General features: G+C 42.5%; 14 protein-coding genes. 3 read left to right on the top strand and 11 right to left on the bottom strand.

What is annotated here, in order from left to right; genetic code table 11:
* Nucleotides 1-110: 110 nt before the first annotated feature.
* Nucleotides 111-2,957 (bottom strand): excinuclease ABC subunit UvrA, encoded by a 2,847-nt coding sequence (uvrA, locus tag IPM47_03800; protein ID QQS30084.1) that lies wholly within the window; start codon nt 2,955-2,957, stop codon nt 111-113.
* A 585-nt stretch (nt 2,958-3,542) separates the two neighbouring features.
* Here uvrA and IPM47_03795 point away from each other — a divergent pair.
* The gene (locus IPM47_03795) at nt 3,543-4,121 is read left to right on the top strand and encodes a sigma-70 family RNA polymerase sigma factor (GenBank protein QQS30083.1); all 579 of its coding nucleotides are present in this window, start codon (nt 3,543-3,545) and stop codon (nt 4,119-4,121) included.
* 242 nt (nt 4,122-4,363) lie between these two features.
* Here the strand turns inward: IPM47_03795 and IPM47_03790 are convergent, their stop codons facing one another.
* From IPM47_03790 to IPM47_03765, 6 genes are all read right to left on the bottom strand, one after another.
* Nucleotides 4,364-4,981, bottom strand: a complete 618-nt coding sequence (locus tag IPM47_03790) for an IS1634 family transposase (protein ID QQS30082.1) — start codon at nt 4,979-4,981, stop codon at nt 4,364-4,366.
* Entirely contained in the window at nt 4,963-5,667 is a 705-nt protein-coding gene (locus tag IPM47_03785; protein QQS30081.1) for an IS1634 family transposase, read from the bottom strand. The genes IPM47_03790 and IPM47_03785 overlap by 19 nt, the downstream gene beginning before the upstream one ends.
* A gap of 17 nt (nt 5,668-5,684) precedes the next feature.
* On the bottom strand, nt 5,685-6,047 hold the full coding sequence (locus IPM47_03780; GenBank protein ID QQS30080.1) for a hypothetical protein: 363 nt from the start codon (nt 6,045-6,047) through the stop codon (nt 5,685-5,687).
* 82 nt (nt 6,048-6,129) lie between these two features.
* A complete protein-coding gene (locus IPM47_03775; GenBank protein QQS31375.1) occupies nt 6,130-6,393 on the bottom strand; it encodes a rhodanese-like domain-containing protein in 264 nt (87 codons plus the stop codon).
* Nucleotides 6,394-6,440: 47 nt separating this feature from the next.
* Complete coding sequence (locus tag IPM47_03770; GenBank protein ID QQS30079.1) at nt 6,441-6,983, bottom strand: DinB family protein; 543 nt, start codon at nt 6,981-6,983, stop codon at nt 6,441-6,443.
* A gap of 62 nt (nt 6,984-7,045) precedes the next feature.
* Nucleotides 7,046-8,281, bottom strand: coding sequence for an ABC transporter permease (locus IPM47_03765; protein QQS30078.1), 1,236 nt, complete (start codon nt 8,279-8,281; stop codon nt 7,046-7,048).
* Between the two features lie 632 nt (nt 8,282-8,913).
* On the opposite strand from IPM47_03765, the gene IPM47_03760 reads away from it, so the two are divergent.
* Together IPM47_03760 and IPM47_03755 are read left to right on the top strand one after the other, a co-directional pair.
* Nucleotides 8,914-9,129: a hypothetical protein gene (locus tag IPM47_03760; GenBank protein ID QQS30077.1), complete on the top strand. Its 216-nt coding sequence runs from the start codon at nt 8,914-8,916 to the stop codon at nt 9,127-9,129.
* Between the two features lie 47 nt (nt 9,130-9,176).
* Entirely contained in the window at nt 9,177-9,671 is a 495-nt protein-coding gene (locus IPM47_03755; GenBank protein ID QQS30076.1) for a hypothetical protein, read from the top strand.
* 116 nt (nt 9,672-9,787) lie between these two features.
* Here IPM47_03755 and IPM47_03750 read toward each other — a convergent pair whose 3' ends face one another.
* The 4 genes from IPM47_03750 to IPM47_03735 all read right to left on the bottom strand — a co-directional run bounded on the left by IPM47_03750 (nt 9,788) and on the right by IPM47_03735 (nt 23,470).
* Nucleotides 9,788-14,965 carry a VCBS repeat-containing protein gene (locus IPM47_03750; protein QQS30075.1) on the bottom strand — a complete coding sequence of 1,726 codons (5,178 nt, stop codon included), beginning with the start codon at nt 14,963-14,965 and terminating at the stop codon, nt 9,788-9,790.
* 135 nt (nt 14,966-15,100) lie between these two features.
* Complete coding sequence (locus IPM47_03745; GenBank protein ID QQS30074.1) at nt 15,101-17,563, bottom strand: T9SS type A sorting domain-containing protein; 2,463 nt, start codon at nt 17,561-17,563, stop codon at nt 15,101-15,103.
* A gap of 87 nt (nt 17,564-17,650) precedes the next feature.
* Nucleotides 17,651-20,104, bottom strand: a complete 2,454-nt coding sequence (locus tag IPM47_03740) for a T9SS type A sorting domain-containing protein (protein ID QQS30073.1) — start codon at nt 20,102-20,104, stop codon at nt 17,651-17,653.
* An 87-nt stretch (nt 20,105-20,191) separates the two neighbouring features.
* Nucleotides 20,192-23,470 (bottom strand): PKD domain-containing protein, encoded by a 3,279-nt coding sequence (locus IPM47_03735; protein QQS30072.1) that lies wholly within the window; start codon nt 23,468-23,470, stop codon nt 20,192-20,194.
* Nucleotides 23,471-23,476: the final 6 nt, after the last annotated feature.

Raw genomic sequence — 23,476 nt, 5'->3', positions numbered from 1 at the left:
TAATTGCTCTATACAGTTCAAATTTTATGCGTTCTAAGATATTTGTTTGGGTTAAAGTAAGCGGATGTTTTATATAACAGAACAACTTGCTTTTTTATGCCGCCATTTCCCTAAACACTTCCTCCCCCCCCTTCCATCTCATACTTAACTTTCAAGTATTTGGCGGTATAAGATTTCGCGCAATGTTGCAGTTCTTCGGGCGGGCCTTCAAATAATAAATAGCCTCCTTCATCACCTCCGTCAGGTCCTAAATCTATCACCCAATCGGCACATTTTACAATATCGAGATTGTGTTCTACCACAACGATGGTATGCCCGTTTTCTACCAAAGAATTAAATGACTGCAACAGTTTATTGATGTCGTTGAAATGTAATCCGGTTGAGGGTTCGTCGAAAATAAATAAGATGGGGGTTTGAGATCTTCCTTTACTTAGAAAGGAAGCCAATTTTACCCGTTGTGCTTCTCCTCCACTTAAAGTACTGGATGATTGTCCTAATTTAACATAACCCAAACCAACATCTGCAAGGGGCTTTAGTTTGCCGCTGATGTCTTTCAGGTCTCCGAAAAAAATCAATGCTTCATCAACACTCATTTCCAGCACATCGTAAACAGACTTACCCTTATATTCCACGTCCAAGACCTCTTGTTTAAACCGTTTGCCATTGCAATCTTCGCAAGTCAGATGCACATCTGCCAAAAACTGCATTTCCACAACGGTTTCACCATCTCCCTGACAAGATTCGCAGCGCCCGCCTTCAACATTAAACGAAAAATGCTTGGGTTGAAAACCTCTGGCTTTTGACATAGGAAGATGGGCAAACAAATCCCTGATCGAGTCATACGCTTTAATATAGGTAATCGGGTTGGAGCGCGAAGATTTGCCCAAAGGGTTTTGGTCAATAAGTTCGATGCGCGAAATTTCGGACAACTCCCCACTCAGTTTTCCAAAAATACCCGGAATATCGGCCGGTTCTTTCAGGGTTAGCTTTAGCGCAGGGTAAAGAATGTTTTTGATTAAGGTAGTTTTTCCCGACCCGCTTACTCCTGTAACAACGGTAATTGCCTGAAGCGGAAAACGTGCGGTGATGTTTTTAAGATTATGTTGCCGGGCTTGTTCAATGACAATAAACCGGTTAGGCACCCTTTTTTTACCGGGCAATGAAACAGTTTTTGTTCCTAATAAATATTGAGCCGTCAGACTCTCGGGATAATTGGGCAATTCCTTTGGCGCTCCGTCAAAGATCACCTCACCTCCTAAATGACCGGCTAATGGACCCATGTCAATCAAATAGTCTGCGGCGCGCATAATTTCTTCGTCATGCTCTACAATAATTACTGTATTGCCGAGATTTCGCAATTGTTTCAAAACTTCAATCAGTTTTTCCGTATCTTTTGAATGAAGCCCGATACTGGGTTCGTCCAGGATATACATAGAATTGGTCAGGTTGCTTCCCAAAGAGCGGGTCAGGTTAATGCGTTGAGTTTCTCCGCCTGATAAAGTTGCAGAAACCCGGTTGAGCGTCAGATATCCCAACCCTATTTCGGTCATTACCTTTAACCGGTTGTTTATTTCCATCAGGATTCTACTGCTGACCACTTTGTCGTGATCGTTAAGTTCTAATTGTTCAAAAAAGGCTTTTACCTCTTTTATTGGCAGGTTCACCAAGCCGGTAATTGCTTTGCCTCCTATTTTGATGTATTGTGCATCAGGCCTCAGACGGCTTCCCTGGCAGTTGCGGCAAACCGTTCTTCCCCGGTATTTTGCCATCATGATGCGGTAGTGTATTTTAAACGATTGTTCCTCCAAAAATCTGAAAAACTGATCTAACCCTTCAAAATATTCGTTTCCGGTCCATAATAATTGATATTCCTGTGGTGTGAGGTCGGCAATGGCGCGGTGGATCGGGAAATCAAATTTATGGCTATGCAAAATCAATTCATCCTTCCACGCTTTCATTTTTTCACCATGCCAGGGGGCGATAGCTCCTTCATAGACCGAAAGGTTTTTATCAGGAAAGACTCTGTTTTCGTCAACCCCAATTACTTGTCCAAACCCCTCACAAACCGGACAAGCACCATAAGGGCTGTTGAAATTGAAAAAGTGTGCATTGGGTTCGTCAAAACTCAGGCCGTCCCGCTCAAAACGGTTGGAAAAACGTTTGGTTTCGCCATTTCCGGTTATAAGAATACATTCTCCATGTCCTTCAAAAAAAGCGATATTGACCGAATCGGCAGCTCTTGTCTGTATGTCGTAATCGTCCGGTTTTACTACCAATCTGTCTATTAAGATTTTTAGATCCGGCATATTAATTTCTATCTGCTCGGGGTCGGTATCTTCTATATTAAGTAATTGTCCACCGTATTGAATCCGGGTAAACCCTTTTCTAAGCAGGAGATCAAATTCTTTTTTAACCCCGTCTTTTGCCTGAGAATGAAGATGCAAAGGAATGAACATCTGAACCAAAGTGCCGGCAGGAAGTGAAAATATATAATCAGTTACATCAGAAACCTCATCTTTTCTGACCGGTTCGCCCGAAATTGGGGAATATGTGCGTCCTATTCTCGCATATAGCAATCGCAGGTAATCGTAAATTTCAGTCAAAGTTCCTACCGTTGACCGGGAAGTGCGGGTAACCACCTTTTGTTCTACCGCAATAGCCGGGCTAATACCTTTTATATAGTCCACATCAGGTTTATTCATCCGGGTCAGGAACTGCCTTGCATAAGAAGAAAGGCTTTCAACATAGCGACGTTGCCCTTCGGCATAAAGCGTATCAATGGTAAGGGTAGATTTACCGCTTCCCGAAACACCCGTAACCACCACTAAACGGTTTCGAGGAATGGCGACATCCACATTTTTAAGATTATGCTGACGGGCACCTTTTATAATAATAAAGTATCGGGGATCCAGGTCTTCGAATTGATGAGTAAGTAGGTTTTCGGGTCGAACGTACATATAAAAAGGTTGAAAACAAATTTTGCCGGTTAGAACTGCAAATAATTAAACGAAAAAACTAAATCTGATAAACCATGATTAAACAATATGGTCTGAATAGGAGTTTATCAATGCTCTGTAAAAGTATAAAGAAAAGCTATTTCTTAGTCAAAGGGTATTTGCGTGAAGACATCGCACTTTTATTTTTTTTAAAAATGAGCAATTAACAGGTTTGGCACGATTTTTTCAGATTGAAACAGCACTAAAACAAGATTTTACGAATTAGCTTTAAAATAGCATATAATGTTTTTCCAGAAATGAGATAGCGGGCAGATGAAGCCCATTTTATCGGAAAATATCCACTCAAACACCCGATACATGTTGTTTTGTTAAGTAAATGACATTAAAACGTTAAAATAATCAAAAAAAAAGAAAAAAAAATTTTGTGCGTTGGATGTTTTTACTAATTTTGTATAACAAAACGCCGATTTTATCGTTTTGCGCTTAATTTTTTTCTTCACCTCATAAAATTACGGTTTATCGAATAAAACTCTACGCCTTCTATTGATTGATAGTCAATCAATTTATGCCTTAAAACAAAAAATTATGACTTTGCAATTATTTGGCGATAGAGTGCTGATTCGGATGTACCGTTCAGGCGATGACAGGGCTTTGTCCGAATTGATCCGCCGCTACAAGGACAAAATCTATACCTCTATTCTCCTCTTTGTGAAAGACGAGGTGCTTGCTGAAGATGTGTTTCAGGATACCTTTATCAAGGTAATTGAAACCTTAAAACGAGGCAAGTACTCTGAAGAAGGCAAGTTTTTGCCTTGGGTGTTGCGTATTGCCTATAATCTTTGTGTGGACCATTACCGCAAAACCAAGCGCACTCCAACGATCACCAATGCAGACGGGCAAGATATTTTTAAGGTGCTCAAGTTTGCAGAAGAGACCGCCGAAGACAGAATGGAACGCAATGAAACCGTTGGCAAAGTGCGGGGCTTAATCGAGAGTTTGCCGGCCGAACAAAAAGAGGTGGTCATTCTTCGTCATTATGCCGATTTGAGTTTTAAGGACATTGCCGCTATTACAGATGTCAGTATCAACACCGCTTTGGGAAGAATGCGGTATGCACTGATCAATATGCGAAAAATGGTAGAAGAAAAACAAATTGTTCTCTGAGCTATAACTTTCTGATAAACACCTGTTACAAAAGGGTATTTAAAAAAGGCGCATTGTTCTAAAAATAAAGAACAATGCGCCTTTTGATTTTACTTAATGATAAGCTTGTATGCCTCCTTTCAGGTTATACAGATGTTGAAACCCTATTTTCCTGACTTTGACAGTTAAATTTCACAAACCATTGATAATCAGCGAGTTAAGTTTTCTCAAAATGGCATAGTTGCCACTACAAAACGGGTTATTTAGTTCGCTGGAGTTAAGTCTTTGAACGGAGGGATACGAAATGCCGAAAGGATTTTGTTGGTTAATGCTGTGTCAGCACCTTTCAGCAAGTACTTTTTATCATCAATTGTTAGTTCAGACAATTGCATTTGATTGAGTTCTTCTTTAATACTGCATGGACTTAAGTTGATGTTTGCAAACTTTAGGGTTAGTTCCACCGTCCGTTCGAGCATGAATGCTAAAAAACAGGTCATGAAATGTCCTTTTATCCTTTTGGGTGTCCAATGAAAAATTGGTCGAGTGGATAGGGTGGTCTTCAATACCCGGAAACTTTCTTCTATTTTCCATAATTGATGGTAGTTTGCCAAGACTTCTTCGTTCGTCATATCCGTTTTACTATACTGTATGCCGTAGTAACCATCCCATTTTGCATCTTCATCTATTCGTTCTTGGTCTATTTCAGCAGCTTTTGTATTGGTACTCTCCGCCATTTTCAGGAATCGGTTAGCCCCCTTTTTGTTTTGCAAGTCCGCTCCGTTGTCTAATTTGACTTTTGCTTTTTGTATTTGTCTTTCCCTGTCTCTTGCGTCTTTGGCTGCCCTTTTGGCACTCCAAGTAATTAGGAGTTTATCTTGCAATTTTTGTTTCTTTTATTGGCATCGCTGTAGGTTGTTTCGTAATCCAACACTTTCCAGCTAAATGTTACTTCACCCGTATCCTCGCACACAGTCTTTGTCTCCATATCATTAGTTGCCAAAATCTTTTGTACCAACTTTTGGGGCATCGATTTTAAGCGGGCACTAACAATGTAGTCATAGCCCGCTTGACGTATTAAATTAAAATTTTCTTTCGAGTTGAGACCTTTGTCGGCTACTACAATGACTTTTCTTATATTAAACTGCTTTTCTAACATTTTCAGCGCATCTACCATCGTCTGACCATCAAAAGTATTACCCGGAAAAAGATCGTAGCCTATCGGTCTGCCTGTGCTATCTATAAATAAGCCCATCACCACTTGTACTTCATTAAACTTTCCAGCTTTGCTAAACCCAAATTCGCGTAAAGCATCTGCTCTGTTTGTCTCAAAGTGATAATTCGTTACATCATAAAAAGCAACTTCGATGGGCTTAGCATAAACGCCTTTTTTATGGTAAAACAGTTGTGTCTCAATTGCCTGCTTTTTATCACACAAAAAATCTAAACTTCGGTAAATTTCTTGCAACCCAATTATGTTTCCTAGCCCATAAAACAATTTCTGATCTTTAAATGCTTGATGTTTTGATTTGCTTTTCAACAGACGATGAATCACACAATAGAAAATCACCTCTTCTATATCGAACTTTATCCTTGTTCCCTTAGCACATTTTTTGATAATTTCTCCGATGCCAAGTTGCTCCCATACTTTTTATAGACCAAATGACCATAACAGAAGCGTGCAGTTTCCTGCAAATTCTCTGCCCCAATGCAAGGCGTGTTATTCAATGACAGCAATTTCTGCCCAACTGATAGTAGGAATCCTGAATCACGCAACTGGTCAAGGCGACCAAAGTTGGCAATTACCTTGTGCTTGGTAGTCTTTCCTTCACGAAAAGATTCCACTAACTGAATATACGTATGGTTTTTAGATTTAGTGGCTTTTACAAACATACCGCAAATGTAAGCATATTGTCTTAAAAACAATAGCCTAAGAAAAAAAGTTGCCACTACAATTGCGGTTTCTTATTTCTTATTATCATTGATTATTAACGGGTTATCTCATTTAACTGTCAAAGTCAGGTGATTTTACTTAATGATAAGCTTGTATGCCTCCTTTCAGGTTATACAGATGTTGAAACCCTATTTTTGACATTAATATACAGGCGTTTACACTTCTTATACCTCTATTACAATAGACAAAATATTTTTTTTCAGGGTCTAATTCTTCAATTTCGCTGGTGAAATCACGGTCTTTGATGTCAATATTTAAAGCGTTTTGAAAATGAAAATCTGCAAACTCAGGATTTGTTCTCACATCAAGCAAAATGCAATTTGCTTGCTGACTTAATTCCATAAACCGGATTAAAGGCAGGTCGGTATATTTATCGGGCATAAGGAAAACTAAGAAGATGGGAAACCGGGCGTGTTTTTTATCCGCTCTAATTGAAAGAGATGATGAGTGGCATGTTCGTTTAAAAAGTCGAGCGTTTGAAAAACGTTAAACTTTCCGGCAACAGGATGTTTAAATACGATATGGTTGAGGTGTTCTGACGGGAAGTCTTGAAAATATTGACGCAATCCGTTTTGAATGTCCCTCCATTCGGCAATAATTTGTTCCCAGGAATGGATGTTTTTAGGATTTAACCCGGGGACATTGGGCACTTTGAATTTAAAGGGGGATTTAAGCGCGAGTGTTAAAACAAGAGATCTGACCACTCCCGAAACTTTGTCGGTCATTTTCACTTGTTTGGGTTGATATTTATTAAAAAACCGTAAGGTTCCGTTTTCAGACCCGATGATATGTTGAGCCACTTCCAACATACACCATTTGTCTGGCGCAGGTTTAAAATGGCGTTGTTCTTCTGACGCACCGTCAATGATTTGAAAATAGTTTTGCCAGATTTGTTCTAAACGGGTAAACTTTTGGCTAATTTCGGGAAGCATGTATTTAAGTTGTTTATCGGTGATTTGTGAAACTGGGAAAACAAGGCCAAAGAAACAGCGTTTTATTCATATCTCAAAGCCTCAATCGGATCTACACTTGCTGCTTTTATGGCCGGATATAACCCAGAAACAATACCTACAATAAAACAGATAACAATTCCACCGGCCATCCAGAACCAGGGAACGATAAAGGGCCCTTTGATAAGTAAAGATACACCGTTGCCCACAAAAATTCCAAACACAACTCCTAATAATCCGCCTATCTGACAAATAACAATTGCCTCTACCAAAAACTGGGTAACAATTGTTTGCCGTTTAGCTCCAATTGCTTTGCTGATGCCGATTTCCCTGATTCGCTCAGCAACGGACACCAACATGATGTTCATCAATCCTACAGCACCACCCAACAAAGTAATGATTCCGATAATAGTGGCTGCAGTGGTAATGTATTCTGACTGTTCGATGAGAATGCTCGCAAGTTTATCGCTTTTTGACACATCAAAATCTTCTTCGTCTCCTGCCCTGAGTTTTCTGATACTTCTCATCAAACCGGAGGCTTCGGCAATGGCTTCTTCTATTTGATAAGCGTTGTTTACACTAACCGTAATAACATAGGTGCTTTCGGATGTTGCAAACTCCTGCCGGGCATTCATAACCGGAATTATTACCACATTGTCGCTGCTGAAAATACTGCTGGATCCTTTTTCTTCCAACACGCCCACCACTCGGTATTTTCGGTTTTCAACCGATACTATTTTATCAATGGCATTTGAGGTTTTTTTAAACAACTTCAGGGCCAAGCCATTGCCCAAAATAATGAGGTTGCGGCCGCTTTGAACTTCCGGTTCGGTAAAGTTTCGCCCGTCAATTAGGCTCAATCCGGCCACTGATAAATAGTTGGCATCTCCTCCGGTTACACTGATGTTGGGATTGGTTTTTTCAGATTGGTATTTTACCGTTGCAGCAAAAGCTGCATTCATAGACAAGGAAACAGTAACCGGATAGTTAAAGCGCTCTTTAAAGTCTAATGCCTGAGTAATGGTAATGGGTTTGAACTCTTTTGGTCGTCGTCCTCTTCTGCCAACCTGTATGCCGGTTCCTTTTTTTCTGATGTCGAAATTATTTGCACCCATTGTGGCAAAATTGCTGCTCAAAGAGGCCTGAATACCATCTACTGCAGTTAAAATGCCAACCAAAGCCATGATGCCAAATGCAATAATCAGACAAGTCAGAGCTGTTCTGAGCAAATTACCTCGAATGGCATTGAGAGCGAGTAATATGGTGTCGAGCAAACTCATGTCAGCACTTTGTTTCAGCTATTAGTTCGTTGTAAAGCTCAAATATTACATCATCGCCCAAAATGGAATACTCCAAACAGGGCAAAGCAGGGTTGTTTCAAAAAAATGTTTCTATTCGGGTTGAGGTTGTGGTTTTGCAAGCTCTTTCGATTTGTATATTTTTCAGTTTTCCGCAATCCCTCGATGTTCTGGCAAACGCCCAATGCAAGCAAAAAATATCAGTGTTAAAGAATACGGAGCCTCTCATTATCTTTACCAAAAGCACAACCGTATTTTACAGGCACTCCAATCGCACTTTCCGAATTGGCATAAGGAACTGTTTTCATTATCTATCTTTCGCTTATTGTATCACGCTCCCTTAAAAAACATGCCCTTGCATTATGAACAGTTCTATCTATCGGAATTACTGCCGGGATCTTGATTAAGTGATAAGAAGATTACTGTCCTATTACGTTCGGTTGGCTCACAAAAGGAGCAGATAGTTTACTGCCTCAAAAAACCCTCATGGCAGGCAATAGTTTTGTTTTGTTAGATGTTACACACAGCACTTCATTTTCTGACGATTTAGACTTAGCACAACTAGGTGTTATAATAGCCTGCGAAGTTTTGACCTATAGGTGAACTTGTTTTTCATGTTTTCCACCGATTTGTCCCTGCCTGTTTATTATCGCCTTCTGCCTGGTAATGTGCCGGATGTTTCTGCCATGAAATTAAACATTCTGAAAAGCGGACTTCAACAGGTTACCATCGTTGCCGGCAAAGGCTTTTGCGCTCAAAAAAACATTGATTATCTTGACCAGGCACAATGGAAGCACCTACTGCCGTTGAGAGAAACTCAAACCTTATAGACTATAGAGTCTTGCACGCCAACCATGGCAGGCAACTTCGGTATTTTATGTATAAAGAACAGCCGGTTTGGTACTACACCATCCAACAACCAGACCATAAACGAGTCATCTTATTTATTAATGACTACCTTAAAGCCGCCGAAAAACAAGACTTTATCCGAAGAATAGAAATCCAGACAGAGGGGTATAGCTTGAACGCTTTTTATCTAAAGCAAGATACTTTTGGCACTTTGGCTTTGCTGACTAACCTTGCCGCCGACCGGCAACCTGAACAGATTTACCAACAACACAAAACCCGTACCCACATTGAACAACTCTTTGATGTGTTTAAAAACATTTTACATGCTGAACGCACTTATATGAGAGGAGGTACAGAAATGGAAACATGGATGTTTGTTAACTTTTTGGCATCTATTTATTACTATCAACTCTTCAGAAGATATACTCCTCTGTTTATCCACTATTTAGGCATTAAACATAAATCAGCAGTGGGAAATCATCGAAATACTCAAGAAAACAGCCCATATAACCAAACAAATTGATAACCCTATTGCCTAAATCTTTCGGAGTTACAGGTTAAACAATAATTGGTATTATGTCATATATCTCCTGCCTTATCTCTTACGTCTTTCGTCTCATGTATTTAGTCTATAGACATTTATCTTATTAAAGTTACATTGCCTTTTGCTTCTCTTGGTTGGACATCGCCGGTAAAACGGTAATTGACAAACCAAACATAAACGCCTATGGGTGCTTGCCTGTCTTGGTAAGTACCGTTCCAGCTTTGGTCTATATCGGTAGATTCAAATACTTTTTGCCCCCAACGGTTGTAAACCGCCAAATAAAATTCGGTAACGGCATAATTGGAAACAGCTTGAAAGAAGTCGTTTCCGTTATCCCCGTTAGGGCTGAAAGCATTGGGCAACAACATCACCGGCAAGGGTTGCGTATGTTCGCAAACACAGGTTTGAAGGTTGTAGGTATCGGTTGTTAAGTCATTGTTATCGTCGCAATCGGGCAAGGGAACGGAAGTAAATTCGCAAAGGCAGGTTTCGGCATTAAGGGTGTCGGTTGTACTGCAATCGAAGTCGTTGCAAACAGGAGGGGGATCAATATGCAGATGGATTGTTCTGCCGGTTTCTCCGCAATCGTTCAAAACAGTGATGCTGATGGGTATAATACCTTGAATGGTGTCGGCAGAGCCGGGAATATAGGTGGTTTGCGGTGCATGAGGGTTGGTAAAATATCCGTCTCCGGCACTTACCCAGTTAATGGATTCGCTTCCGGTAACGGTGGCAGTAAGATGGGCCTGTTGACAGGAGGTTATATACACATTCGGTTGCGTAAGTATGACCGGTAGTGCCGTTACGGCAACATCCGGCGATTGGGCGGCGAGGGCGGCACCGTTACCGTTTGCAAAAACTGGCAACCCTGCAAGCGTAGCAGTGTTGGACAGGCTGCCTGTATTTGCCCAATTGTTCAAATATACGTCTAAGCTGAACGTTGCAACCGTATTTGGTTGAATATATGCTATGTTAAACACAGCAGATTGAGTACCGGCAATGGTGGTTTGCCCTATGCTTAACCCACTAAGTTGGTAAGGTTCGGCTGCCCAAATACAAGGCGGGGGCAATATATCGGCAAATTGAACACCAAGTAGTGCTACATTGGTTTGGTTGTGAATACTAAAGGTATAGGTTAAGAAACCTTCCTCGCATATATCGGTAACCGATACCGACTTTTCAAACAACACAATATCTGAAGGACAGTTGATATCCCCATTGACGGTTACATCTTCCGAAGAGGTAGTTGCGCCGTCAAAATTAAGGTAAGTTTGTCCGGACGGACCCCATAGCAACACGTCCTGGTCATTATAAAAACCGTTGTCGGCACCCGACACTTCATATTGGTAAACAATTGACAGGCAACAGCCGGCAGGAATAAGGTAGCTTCCCGCAGCATTGATGCTTTGCGTTGCACAGTTATTAAGAAATGGATTTTCCGCAACAAGAACGAAACCTGCCGGAACTTGATTCGCTACCACCACATCCACCGCATCGGCATTACCGATATTGCAAACATCTGCTACATAAAAAACGGTGTTGCCGCATACCGGTTGCGGTGTGGTCGTATATAGATGTGCCGACAAAACGGGATAATCGCCGGTACAGACAGAAATATCGGCGATATTATTGCTGTAAATGCTTTCGGAAATATCGGTTATAGGAAAACTGACGGGAGGATATTGGCTTCCGTTATCGTTCAATACTGCCCATATATTGGCAGGCGTTGTTACCGGCAGGGTAATGGTGAAAGTTTCCGATTCGCCGGCAGGTATGGCACAGGGAATAAGCGTAGTCAATATGGGAGTTGAGCTAAACATTGCGGGGTTGTTGAAATAAAAAGTAACGGGCGTACCGGCAGGTAAGGCAAGTTGTTGTTGGGCGGCAACCGTGTAAGTAATCGTAACGCCGTTGGGATTAGGACAGTCGCCTATTGGGGTAATGTCTGTCAGCGTAATGGCACCATCGCGCGAAAAATAGTACGAATTGCTGCTGCCCGGGTCGGAAGGGCAAACATAAAGGTTCACAATATTATTTGCCAAAGTATTGTCTAACAGCGAATAAGCGGGTGCGCCGGGTGCCAATAATGGCAAGGACGCTGTTTGGGTGAGGATATTGCGGGTATAATCATTGCTGAAAGCATCATCAAAAGCAATGGTAATTATTACATAGCCTTGTGCTTTGTAAACGTCTGCCAAAGCAATCAGAGAGGAACTTATCTGATAGGAAAAAGCATCGGTAGAAAGTATTAAAATAGGCGTTGCGAAAGGTCTTAACACACCTGACAAATAGTCTTTTCCATAAGTTAAGGCTGCATTGGGATTGGTGCCTCCTTCAAAAAGCCGGTTGTACGAAACGTAGTCTTGCAATTCGCTTAAATTTCCGGTCATAGGAATGCGTACTTCTGTTGTATCGTGCGACCATTCTATGACCGCTACCCTGCTTTGAGAGTCGGCCATGCCGATATTCAGCGCGTTTATTAAATCTACAAAAAACAGTTTAGCCTCTTCGTATTCTATAACATCCACCGAGCCTGAAGCATCGTTTAAAATAACTATATCGAGCGGAGAACTGCAAGTATTCGGGGGAGTTGTTTCATCGAGCAGAGAAACGGTGTATTGAATCAAACTATTGGTTGCGTCCGTAATGGAAATATCGTAAGTTCCCGCAAACAAGTTTGTAAGGGTATATGTAGAATCGTCGGCTTCACCGGTTCCGGAAACTAACCCTTCCCATTGAAACAGATATGGCGGTTGCCCTCCCGATAAGGTAATCTGTATAGAGCCGTTTGGCAGTGAATTAGAGCTGTTTGTGGTAACGATTCCCTGAACCTCAAACACATTGCCCTGAACGGCATCTAAAATAATGGAAGTATAAGCCGCACTGCCTGCTGCGTTAGTAACCGTTATGTCGTAATTGCCGGCAGCCAGGTTGTCAATGGTGAAATTGTCTGTATCGGCAACGCCGCTGCCGGTATCTGCTCCGCCGTTTAAACTCCATTGATAGGTATAGGGAGCATTTTGCAGCGCCGTTACAAATACAGAAATGGAGCCGTTGCTTGCATTTACGCAAGGGGCGTTGTTGATGTATGTTTGTATCGCTAATCCTAAATTTTTAAACCAGGAAAGGATATAGCTTCTCGCAACAAACAAGTCTAAGTCATTATCATAATCAATATCATCAAAACAGAAATCCCTGACATTTGACATAGTAGGAGTAATAAATACCGGGGATGCAAAACTGCCGTTACCCTCATGTGAAAACCATAACAGTTGCCCATAAATATTAGCAATAACAATATCTTTTGTGCCATTTTGATCAAGGTCAATGATAGATATACCTTGATTAAATAATTGGATGTAAATTATTTGAGCCGGTGCAAAAGTGCCATTTCCGTTGTTGCTGTACCAAACTAATTTATTGGTATAGACTACACATAGATCCAGATAACCATCGTTGTTAAAATCATTCATATCCATATCCCTAAAACCCGTACTGGGAGATGTTATAAATTGCGGGGGCGAAAAATTATTAGCACCATCATTAAAATACAAATAAATAGTTGAGGTAGAAGTTGTTGAAACAACTGTACCGGCAATCACATCTAAATACCCATCATTGTTAATATCAGTGGCAAGAACTTTGATCACACCGGTACAAAGCGTATCTATCACTTGTTGAGCAGAAAATGAACCAGCTCCGTTGTTTAAGTTGAAAGCTATTTTTTTTTCCGATGATGAGGAGTATAACACATCATTTGTGCCGTTGTTATCTATATCTGCAACAGTTATATAGTTTGGACCAATAATAGATGTAGTAATGATCTGCGGGGGACTGAAATTCCCCAAACCATCATTTTCATTCCACATTATATTATTGTTGGTTTGCGCAACACTTGCAATATCGTTATCTCCGTCGTTATCTAAATCGGCAGCAAAAAACGATACCGCTCCGGTAAGAATAACAACAGGATTTGGAACTCCGAAATCAGGTGATCCGTCGTTTTTAAACCATGCCAAACTTCCTGTATTTGCAGAAACAACATCTTTCATCCAATCTCCATCTATGTCTATTACTTGCACTTCTCTGGAAGAAAAATCAGGTAACCCAACCACATAATTCGGTAAACTAAAAATACCGCTCCCATTATTTGCAAACCAAAAAGCAGAATAATCAGTTTGTGATATTGCAATTATATCCAAAAAACCATCGCTGTTTAGGTCTGATGTGCACATTTCTCTATAATTATCGGCATAAGTTTCTGTACTAACGGTTATATCACTGCCAAAGGAAACCCCTCCTGAACTTGGCAGCCAAGCAATTTTGTTTGATGCCGAATAAAACAAATCTGCCCATCCATCTGAATTAATATCTGCAACTTCAATCGAATAGGGCGAAACACCTGAAATGGGAAATGAACCTTGGTAAAACAATGGGACAAAGGCTCCATTATTCCGATAAGTTTTGATAACATTTACACCCAAGGATATTTCATAAATCACAGCAATGTCTAAATCTCCATCATTGTCTAAATCATACACTGTAAAATCTCTAATACCGTACACCGTACCAACATTAAGAGCAGAGCTGTATGTAGTGCTACCAATGTTAAGAAACAATTGTATATTAGAATCAGAATAACCGGTTACCAATATATCAGTCAATCCATCGTTATTCATGTCTATAACATCCAATCTTATTGGATTATTTACGTTAGTTGTCAAAACCTGTTCACTCCCAAAATTGCCCCCCCCAATATTTGGAAACCACGAAACTTTATTTCCCAGAGAAGAAGTGGCAACAATATCAATCGTTCCGTTTCCATCTAAATCATACAAACAAATACTTGTGGTGGTAAGAAACGAATCGCTTATTGTTACTGGCGGACTAAAATAACCGGTGCCATTGTTCAGGTATAAACAGATTTTATTGGTTGAATAAGACCCTGCCACAATGTCCATGTCACCATCATTATCCAAATCTGCAACACCCAAACGCATATATGACAGTTGATTAGCAATTAGATGATATTCAGGATTAAATATGCCCAAACCCAAGTTCTCATACCAAACCACTTTATGGTCAGCTAAGGTACATATCACTATATCCAAATCATCATCCCCATCTATATCTGCCAGTTTTATATCCGAGGGAGAATATATCTTGGGCATAATAAACGTTTCAGCCCCGTAGTCCCCCTGAGCTTGTACAATGTACCCAACTGAAGAAATTATATGAAAAACACAAAGAGCGATAAGTTGAGAAAGTTTCATAGCAGTAGATTTATTGGTGTAAACGTGATGGATTCAATAGTCGTAAGGCATAAAATGTCAATTTTTAAAGTAGAAAACCCACCCCTTGCCACTCCTAGGAGGGGAAAAAGACTAACTATCGTCAATCACACCCCCCTACTCCTTCACCACCTTTCCTGTAACCATCTCATCCCCGTTGTTCAGTTCTACGATATACAAACCTTGCGCATAGCGGGTCATATCCAAGACACATTGGTTGTTGCCCACAGTTGCTTGTAAAGATTGGGCTTGAAGCAGTCTTCCGTTTAAGTCGTACAGTTGTAAGGTGACTAGGGTGACGTGATGGCTGTAGTAGGTAAGTATAGTCTTTTGTAAAACCGGATTGGGGCGTATTTGTGTCAAATGTAGGGTATTGTTGGCAGTATTATAGGGCGGTTTGATGGTTTCTAAGAGGTTTTCATACGAGGCTATTTTGTCATCATACCAAGAAGAAGACAGCACATCTATATCCCCATCACCGTCCAAATCGGTGGCATACACAGAATTTGCACCATAAGCATTGTTCGTAATGATTTGTTCTGTGTCAAAGTTGCCCATTCCATCATTGGCATACCATGCTATTTTAGCGTATCCTGCAGAAGCCGATAGGATGTCTAAATCCCCATCGTCGTCTAAATCGGCAGCATACACAGACCCTCCTGCATAATAGGTGTAAGTGGCGAAAATCTGTTGGGATATAAAGTTTCCCATTCCATCATTGGCATGCCAAGCTATTCGACCATTTCCAGAGGAAAATGACAGCACATCTTTATCACCATCACCGTCCAAATCAGTTGCAAATACTGAAGTCGCACCTTCAGCAACAATGGAGATGATTTGCTGTGATCCAAAACTGCCAGTACCATCATTCTCGTACCATGCAATTTTATCGTCACCATAAGAAGCAGACAACACATCTATATCCCCATCTCCGTCCAAATCGGCGGCATATACAGACCTTGCGCCATTTGCAGCAGTTGTAATGATTTTTTGTGCGCCAAAGTTGCCGCTGCCATCATTTTCAAACCAGTCTATTTTATCGTCAAGTTGCGAAGCTGACATCATGTCTATATCCCCATCACCATCCAAATCGGTGGCAAAAACAGAAGTTGAACCATATCCAGCAGTGGAAATAATGTGTTGAGTGCCAAAGTTGCCCATTCCATCATTGGCATACCATGCTATTTTATTGTCCCCTTCGGAAGCCGACATCACATCAATATCCCCATCGCCATCCAAATCGGCGGCAAAAACAGACTTTGCACCTTTTGCATTAGTGGAGATAATGTGTTGAGTGCCAAAGTTGCCCATTCCATCATTGGCATACCATGCTATTTTATTATCCCCTGTGGAAGCCGACATCACATCTATATCCCCATCGCCATCCAAATCGGCGGCAAAAACAGACTTTGCGTCACTGGCAGCTATGGAACTGATTTGTCGAGCACTGAAATTACCTGCGCCGTCGTTTACATGCCAAGCTATTTTATCATCCAGTATGGAAGCCGACAGCACATCTATATCCCCATCGTCGTCCAAATCGGCGGCATAAACAGAAGTTGGGTAATTGACATCGGTAGTTATGATTTGCTCTTGACTAAAATTACCTTTGCCATCGTTTACATACCAAGCTATTTTATTATTCCCTACAGAAGCCGAAAGCACGTCTATATCTCCATCGCCATCCAAATCAGTGGCATACAAAGCGTGTAAAACTCCATTGGTGGTTGTAATGGTTTGCTCTGGTCCAAAATTGCCTGTGCCGTCATTTTCATACCATGCTATTTTATCATCCAGTATGGAAGCCGACAGTACGTCTATATCGCCGTCACCATCTATATCGGTAGCATATACAGAAACTGCATAAAAGGCAGCCGTACTGATGATTATCTGCCCGCCAAAATTGCCCAAGCCATCGTTTTCATACCATGCTATTTTATCATCACCTTGGGAAGCCGACAACACATCTATATCCCCATCGCCATCCAAATCGGCTGCATATACAGAAACTGCTAAAATGGCAGAAGTAGAGATGATTTGCTCTACCCCAAAAACGCCCATTCCATCATTGGCATACCAGGCTATTTTATTGTCAAGTTGCGAAGCCGACAGCACGTCTATATCTCCATCGCCATCCAAATCGGCAGTATATACAGAATATGCGCCATTGGCAGCGGTAGTGATGATTTGCTCAATTCCAAAATTGCCTGCACCATCGTTTTCATACCAGGCTATTTTATCATCCCATATAGAAGCCGACAGCACATCTATATCATCATCGTCGTCCAAATCAACGGCATATACAGACCTTGCGCCACCAGCAGTAGTAGAGATGATATGCTGTATGCCAAAGTTGCCCATTCCATCATTGCTATACCAAGCTATTTTATGGTCATGTGTGGAAGCCGATAACACGTCAATATCCCCATCGCCGTTTAAATCAGCAGCATATACAGAAGTTGGACCTCCTGTATTACTTTGTATTATCACCTGCTGCGGCCCAAACACCGTTTGTGCCTCTACCCCACCATAAACCAAAATCATTAAAAAGGTAATCAACAAAGTATTTCGCACTTTCATGTTGTAAAATTTAAAGTTTTAAAAGCAAATTGTAAATACCCCTTTATCTGATATTTAGTCGTCTTGTTCTGCTTGGGTTGATAATACCTACTCCTTCACCACCTTTCCGGTAACCATCTGCTCGCCATTGTTAAGTTCTAAGATATACAAACCTTGCGCATAGCAACTCATATCCAAAACACATTCGTTGTAGCCCACCGTTGCTTGCAAAGATTGGGTTTGCAGCAGCCTGCCGTTTAGGTCGTAGATTTGTAGGGTTATGGGCTTGGGGTGGAGGCTGTGGTAGGTAACTACGGTTTTTTGTGTAGCCGGGTTGGGGTTGAATTGAGTTAGTTGTAGGGTGGTGGTGGTGGTATTGGGAAGCGGGTTGATGCCTACGGTTTCTAAGAGGTTTTCGTGCCAAGCTATTTTGTTGTCGCCCTCAGAAGCCGATAGCACGTCTTTATCCCCATCGCCGTCCAAATCAGCGGCATAAACAGATTGTGCGCCTTTGGCAATGACTGTAATAGTAAACTGCCCTCCAAAATTACCGGTTCCGTCATTTTTATACCAAGCTATTTTGTCGTCATCTTTAGAAGCCGATAACACATCTATATTGCCATCATTATCCAAATCGGCGGCATAAACGGATTTTGCACCAAAGGCGTATGAAGTAATGATTTGCTGTGCTCCGAAAATACCGCTACCGTCATTTCTATAACAAGCTATTTTGTCGTCATCTTTAGAAGCCGACAACACATCTATATCGCCATCATTATCCAAATCAACGGCATAGACAGATTGTGCTCCGATGGCCATATTGGAAATAATTTGCTGTGTGCCAAAAATACCGCTTCCATCGTTTTTATACCAAGCTATTTTGTTATCATAAGCAGAAGCCGACAACACATCTTTATCGCCATCACCATCTAAATCGGCGGCATAAACAGATTGTGCGTTATAGGTTGAATTAGAAATAATTTGCTGCACTCCAAATATACCGTCTCCTTCATTCTCATGCCAAGCTATTATACTGCCACCACCGGCACCAGCCGATAAAACATCTAAATCCCCATCTCCATCCAAATCTTCAGCATACACAGAAGTTACGATACTTGATAGCATTGATATAATTTGTTGCTCTCCAAAATTGCCTGCTCCATCATTCTCAGCCCAAGCTATTCTAGGCGTACCCCAATACACATCCATATCGCCATCACCATCTAAATCGGCAGCATTAACACAAGTTGCACTATAGGCTGTTAATGTGATGATTTGCTGCAAGCCAAAACCGTCGGTTCCGTTGTTTCTATACCAAGCTATTTTACCATCTAAGTTAGATGCTGACAACACATCCATATCGCCATCGCCGTCTAAATCGGCAGCATAAGCATATCTTGCATAATTGACCGATGTGGTAAGAAATGGCGCTTCTATAAAATTGCCGCTACCGTCGTTTTTATACAGATCTATAGTATTGTCGTTGTAAGAAGCCGATAAAACATCTATATCCCCATCGCCATCCAAATCGGCAGCATAAACAACGTTTGCGCCATCGGCGGTTGTTGTGATAATTTGTTGATATCCAAAATTGCCTATGCCGTCGTTTTCATACCAGGTTACGTTATCACCATTTATAGAAGTTGACAACACATCTATATCGCCATCGCCATCCAAATCGGCAAAATAGACAGATGATATTTCATATACACTCTCAATAATTTGCGGCGACCCAAAACTTCCTGCTCCGTCATTTTCATTCCAGGCTATTTTGTCATCATTAAAAGAAGCAAAAAGGACATCTGTATCGCCATCATCATCCAAATCGGCCGCATAAACTTCTGATGCACCGTCAGCAGTGGTGATAATTTGCTGTGTGCCAAAATTGCCTGCTCCGTCATTTTTATACCAGGCTATTTTGTCATCATTAAAAGAAGCAGAAAGTACATCTATATCGCTATCATCATCCAAATCGGCCGCATAAACAGACTTAGCACCATAAGCACTTGTGGTGATGACTTGCTGTACGCCAAAGTTGCCGGTTCCATCATTTTCATGCCAAGCTATTTTGTTAACCCAAGAAGAAGCCCACAAAATATCCATATCCCCATCACCATCCAAATCGGCAGCATACACGGAACTTGCGTCATATACTTCTGTAGTAATAATTTGTTGCGTTCCAAAATTGCCACTTCCATTATTCTCATACCAAGCTATTTTGTCGTCTATATAAGAAGCCGACAATACATCCATATCGCCGTCGTTGTCTAAATCGGCGGCAAAGACGGATGTTGCACCATTGGCAACTGTACTGATGATTAGTTGCCCCCCAAAATTTCCTGCTCCGTCGTTCTCATACCAAGCTATTTTGTCGTCTTCATAAGAAGCCGACAAAACATCTAAATCCCCGTCTCCATCCAAATCAGCAGCATATATGGACTGTGTATAATTAGACAGGGTTTCTTGTATAATCTGCTGCGGCCCAAACACCGTTTGTGCCTCTACCCCACCATAAACCAAAATCATTAAAAAGGTTTTCAACAAAGCATTTCGTGTTTTCATGTTGTAGATTTTTCAGTTTTAAAAATAAATTGTCAACCCCCAGTTGTCTGATACTTAGTCCCCTTGTCTTGTTTGGATAGATAATACCTACTCCTTCACCACTTTCCCCGAAACCACCTCAACCCCGTTGTTGAGCGTTACCACATACAAACCATTTGGATACTTTGTCATGTCCAAAACATGGTTGTTTGTGCCAATAGTTGCCTGCAACGTTTCATGTTGCAGTAGCCTTCCGGTTAGGTCGTAAAGGTGCAGGGTGATGGGTTGGGTGTTTGGGGTGGTGTAGGTGAGGGTGGCGGTGTGTTGTGTGGGTGTGGGGATGATATGGGTTAAGGCAAAGCTGCCTGTTGTCTGTGAGCGGAGGAGGGTGATGACATTACCTGCTTGTCGGGTACTGCCGTCAAAATCGGTTTGCATCAGGCGGTAGTAGGTGAGAGGGTAGGGGTTGGAGTCTAAATGCTCATAATTCTTTGCCATCGAACTGTTGCCTGCGCCGGTCAATTGGGCGAGGGTGGTAAACCGGCTTCCGTCCGGTGAGTGTTGTAGGGTAAAGAAGGCGTTGTTTACCTCCGCTGCCGTTGTCCATTGCAATTGATTGGCATGGGGGAGGACGGTTCCGGTAAAGGTGATAAGGGAAACGGGGAGAGGGCCGGGGCAGTCGGCGATAAATACTAATTGTAACACATCAGAAGTAACGGTACAATTGCCGTTGCTCATCACTACCCAATAAGCTCCTTCGGCTTCGGGTATCCAACTGCTGCCTGTAATGCCCGACAGGGGGTTGCCGTTGTAATACCACTGGTAGTTTTGGGCGGTATTGGGTGGAATGCTGACAACATCACCCGGACATAAGGCGTAGCAACCCGCCGGAAAAATGCCGGCATCGGGCAGGGGATTGACCACCACATTCAACAACAACGAAGTGTCAGAACTGCAACCAAACTGGTTTTGCGCCCAAACGCCGTAGTTGCCGGAAGTAAACACAGAAATGCCTGTGCCGGTAGCTCCGGTAGTCCAATGATAAGTGTGTAAGGGGTCGGTGGACGAAGCAATGGAAAAATTGACCGATTGCCCTTCGCATATTTGTAGGGCGGAGGCGGTAATGATAGGCTTAGGTGGCGAAGCATTGTCAATCAGTTGGGCAGTGCCGATGGCAGTGCAGCCGGTTAGGGTATCGGTCACGGTCACGCCGATATTGCCAGATAGGTTGTAGGTATTTTGTGCTTGCCCGTTGTTGTTTTCCGACCATTGGTAAATATAGTTTTCGTTAAACGGCACTTGCAGGGTGACACTATCGCCTATACAAAAATTAATTGGCGAGGTGGGACTAATATCGGCAGTCGGGTTGGGTGTAACTTGCACCTGCACAAGAGGTGAGGTATAAGCACAGCCGTCCGGTAGCGTAACCTGCACGGTGTAATTTCCCGATGTGGAAACGTTTATTTCCGGCGTTGTTTGCCCGTTCGACCATAGATAAGCTACTCCGTCCGGTGGTGCGGTAAGGGTGGTGCTAAGTCCGGCGCAAAAGATGGTATCGGCAGCAGTAACGGACTGTGTCGGAGGGGCATCAAGCACGATTAGGGTTTGTGTTTGTATGTCGGAGGAGCAACCTTTATTGTCTTGCACTTGTAAACTCACTTGGTACTCGCCCGCCTGTGTATAGGCAAAAGCAGGGTTGTGCTGAGCTGTAGAAGCACCATTGCCAAGTTGCCAGAAATAGGAGGAAAGGTTAGGTACATCGGGTAAAAACTGTAAGGAACTACCCACGCATTCACCCCCCGAAATAGTGAAACCCGCATTAGGCAACGGGGCGACGGTGATGGTTTTACTGCCGGTGGTTACACAATCGCCGTTGGTAATGGTGAGGGTGGCGGTGTAAACACCCGGGTTGGCATAAGTATGTCCTTCGGTTTGAGTGCCGATGAAGGGGGGCGTACCATCTCCAAAATCCCAGGTCCATTGGGTAATGCCGGTAGTGGGCAGGTAGTAAGAGCGGCATTGAAAAACCCAATTTTCACCCACACAGGCCGGCTCAACATCAAAGCGAGCCACCAAAGGTAGAATATGGTTTTTTATCCTACCCAACGTGCAGGAGTTGCCGGTAACGGGGTGAATATAGTTAGCATAAGCAGTAATCTGATAAGCCATAATCAATCCGACAGGATAAGTGTGTGTAGCCGTAACGCCGTCGAAAGCCTCCGTAACGCCATCGCCCCAGTTTACCGTAAAACTGCTGAAACTACCCGATGCCGAGGCATTGAGGGTAACGGTATTGCAGTTGTTGGCGCTGGAATTGAGGGTAAAATTAAAGAAATAACCGGCAACAGACGGGCATTGCAAGGGTGGCGGTGGCGGCACAATGGTATCGCCCGGATTGCCGGTACCGCCTCCCGTTTGACACAGAAGGTGGTTAATGTTTTGGGGGGGTGATAGTTTAGTGCAGGTGTTTTGGGTGTCAGTCACCAATACCCGATAGACAAAGCTACCCTCAACATCATTGCCCAAGTGGGTGAGAAATGGCGTATTCGCACTTGAAATGACGGAGCCGTTTACTATCCACATAAAAGCGTAATTTGTTCCGTCAATGGCAATTAGGTCAACATCATCCGGGTTTTGAATACAAACGACATGACTTGACACAAAAGCCTGTGCCTCGGGCGAAGTGTATTGGTTAACCCGATGCGAAGCAAGCCCAACACAACCCGATGTATTGGTAACCTGTACGCTGTAAACACCTTCGGTGGTTATAAAAGTCGTTGGATTGATCCCTATCGCACTGCCGGCACTGTTTTTCCAGAGATAGCCGGTATAGGGTTCTGTGCCAACAAGGTCTGAAACGGAAAGCTGGACGGAGTTGCCTGTACAAAGGGTATCTGTTTGAGTGATAAACGGAACAGGTTTTGCTCCGATGCTGATGGGCAAAGTGGCAACAATATTACAATAAGCAGCGGATAGCGTAACCGTTCCGGCAGCCGAATTGCCGAACAATAGCGAAACTGTTCCCGAATTTTGACCCTGCACCAATTCCACTTCATCGGATGGTATGACCGACCATGTATATGTTGCATTCGGCAAAATGGGGGTAATCAGATAGGTTGGTTGGGAATTGGGGCATACGGTGGTTGCACCGGATATGGTAAAAGTCGCATCGTCAATAGTCGAAACCGAAAGCGTGGCGGGTAGCGAGGTACAAACCGGAGAGGTGAGCGTTTGTCTAACAACCGACAGGCTGTTCGGGACGGAGTCGTTCCATTGCACCTGCACGGTGGGGCTGTTTTGTCCGGCGATAATGGTGCCGCCTGTAACCGTCCATATAAACTGGGTATTGGGTTGGAGTGGGGCGGCGGAATAGGTATAGGTTTGCAATGGGCA

The organism is Sphingobacteriales bacterium, assembly GCA_016700115.1.
Taxonomy (GTDB): Bacteria; Bacteroidota; Bacteroidia; order Chitinophagales; family UBA2359; genus UBA2359.
This window is presented reverse-complemented; position numbering and strand designations above follow the sequence as displayed.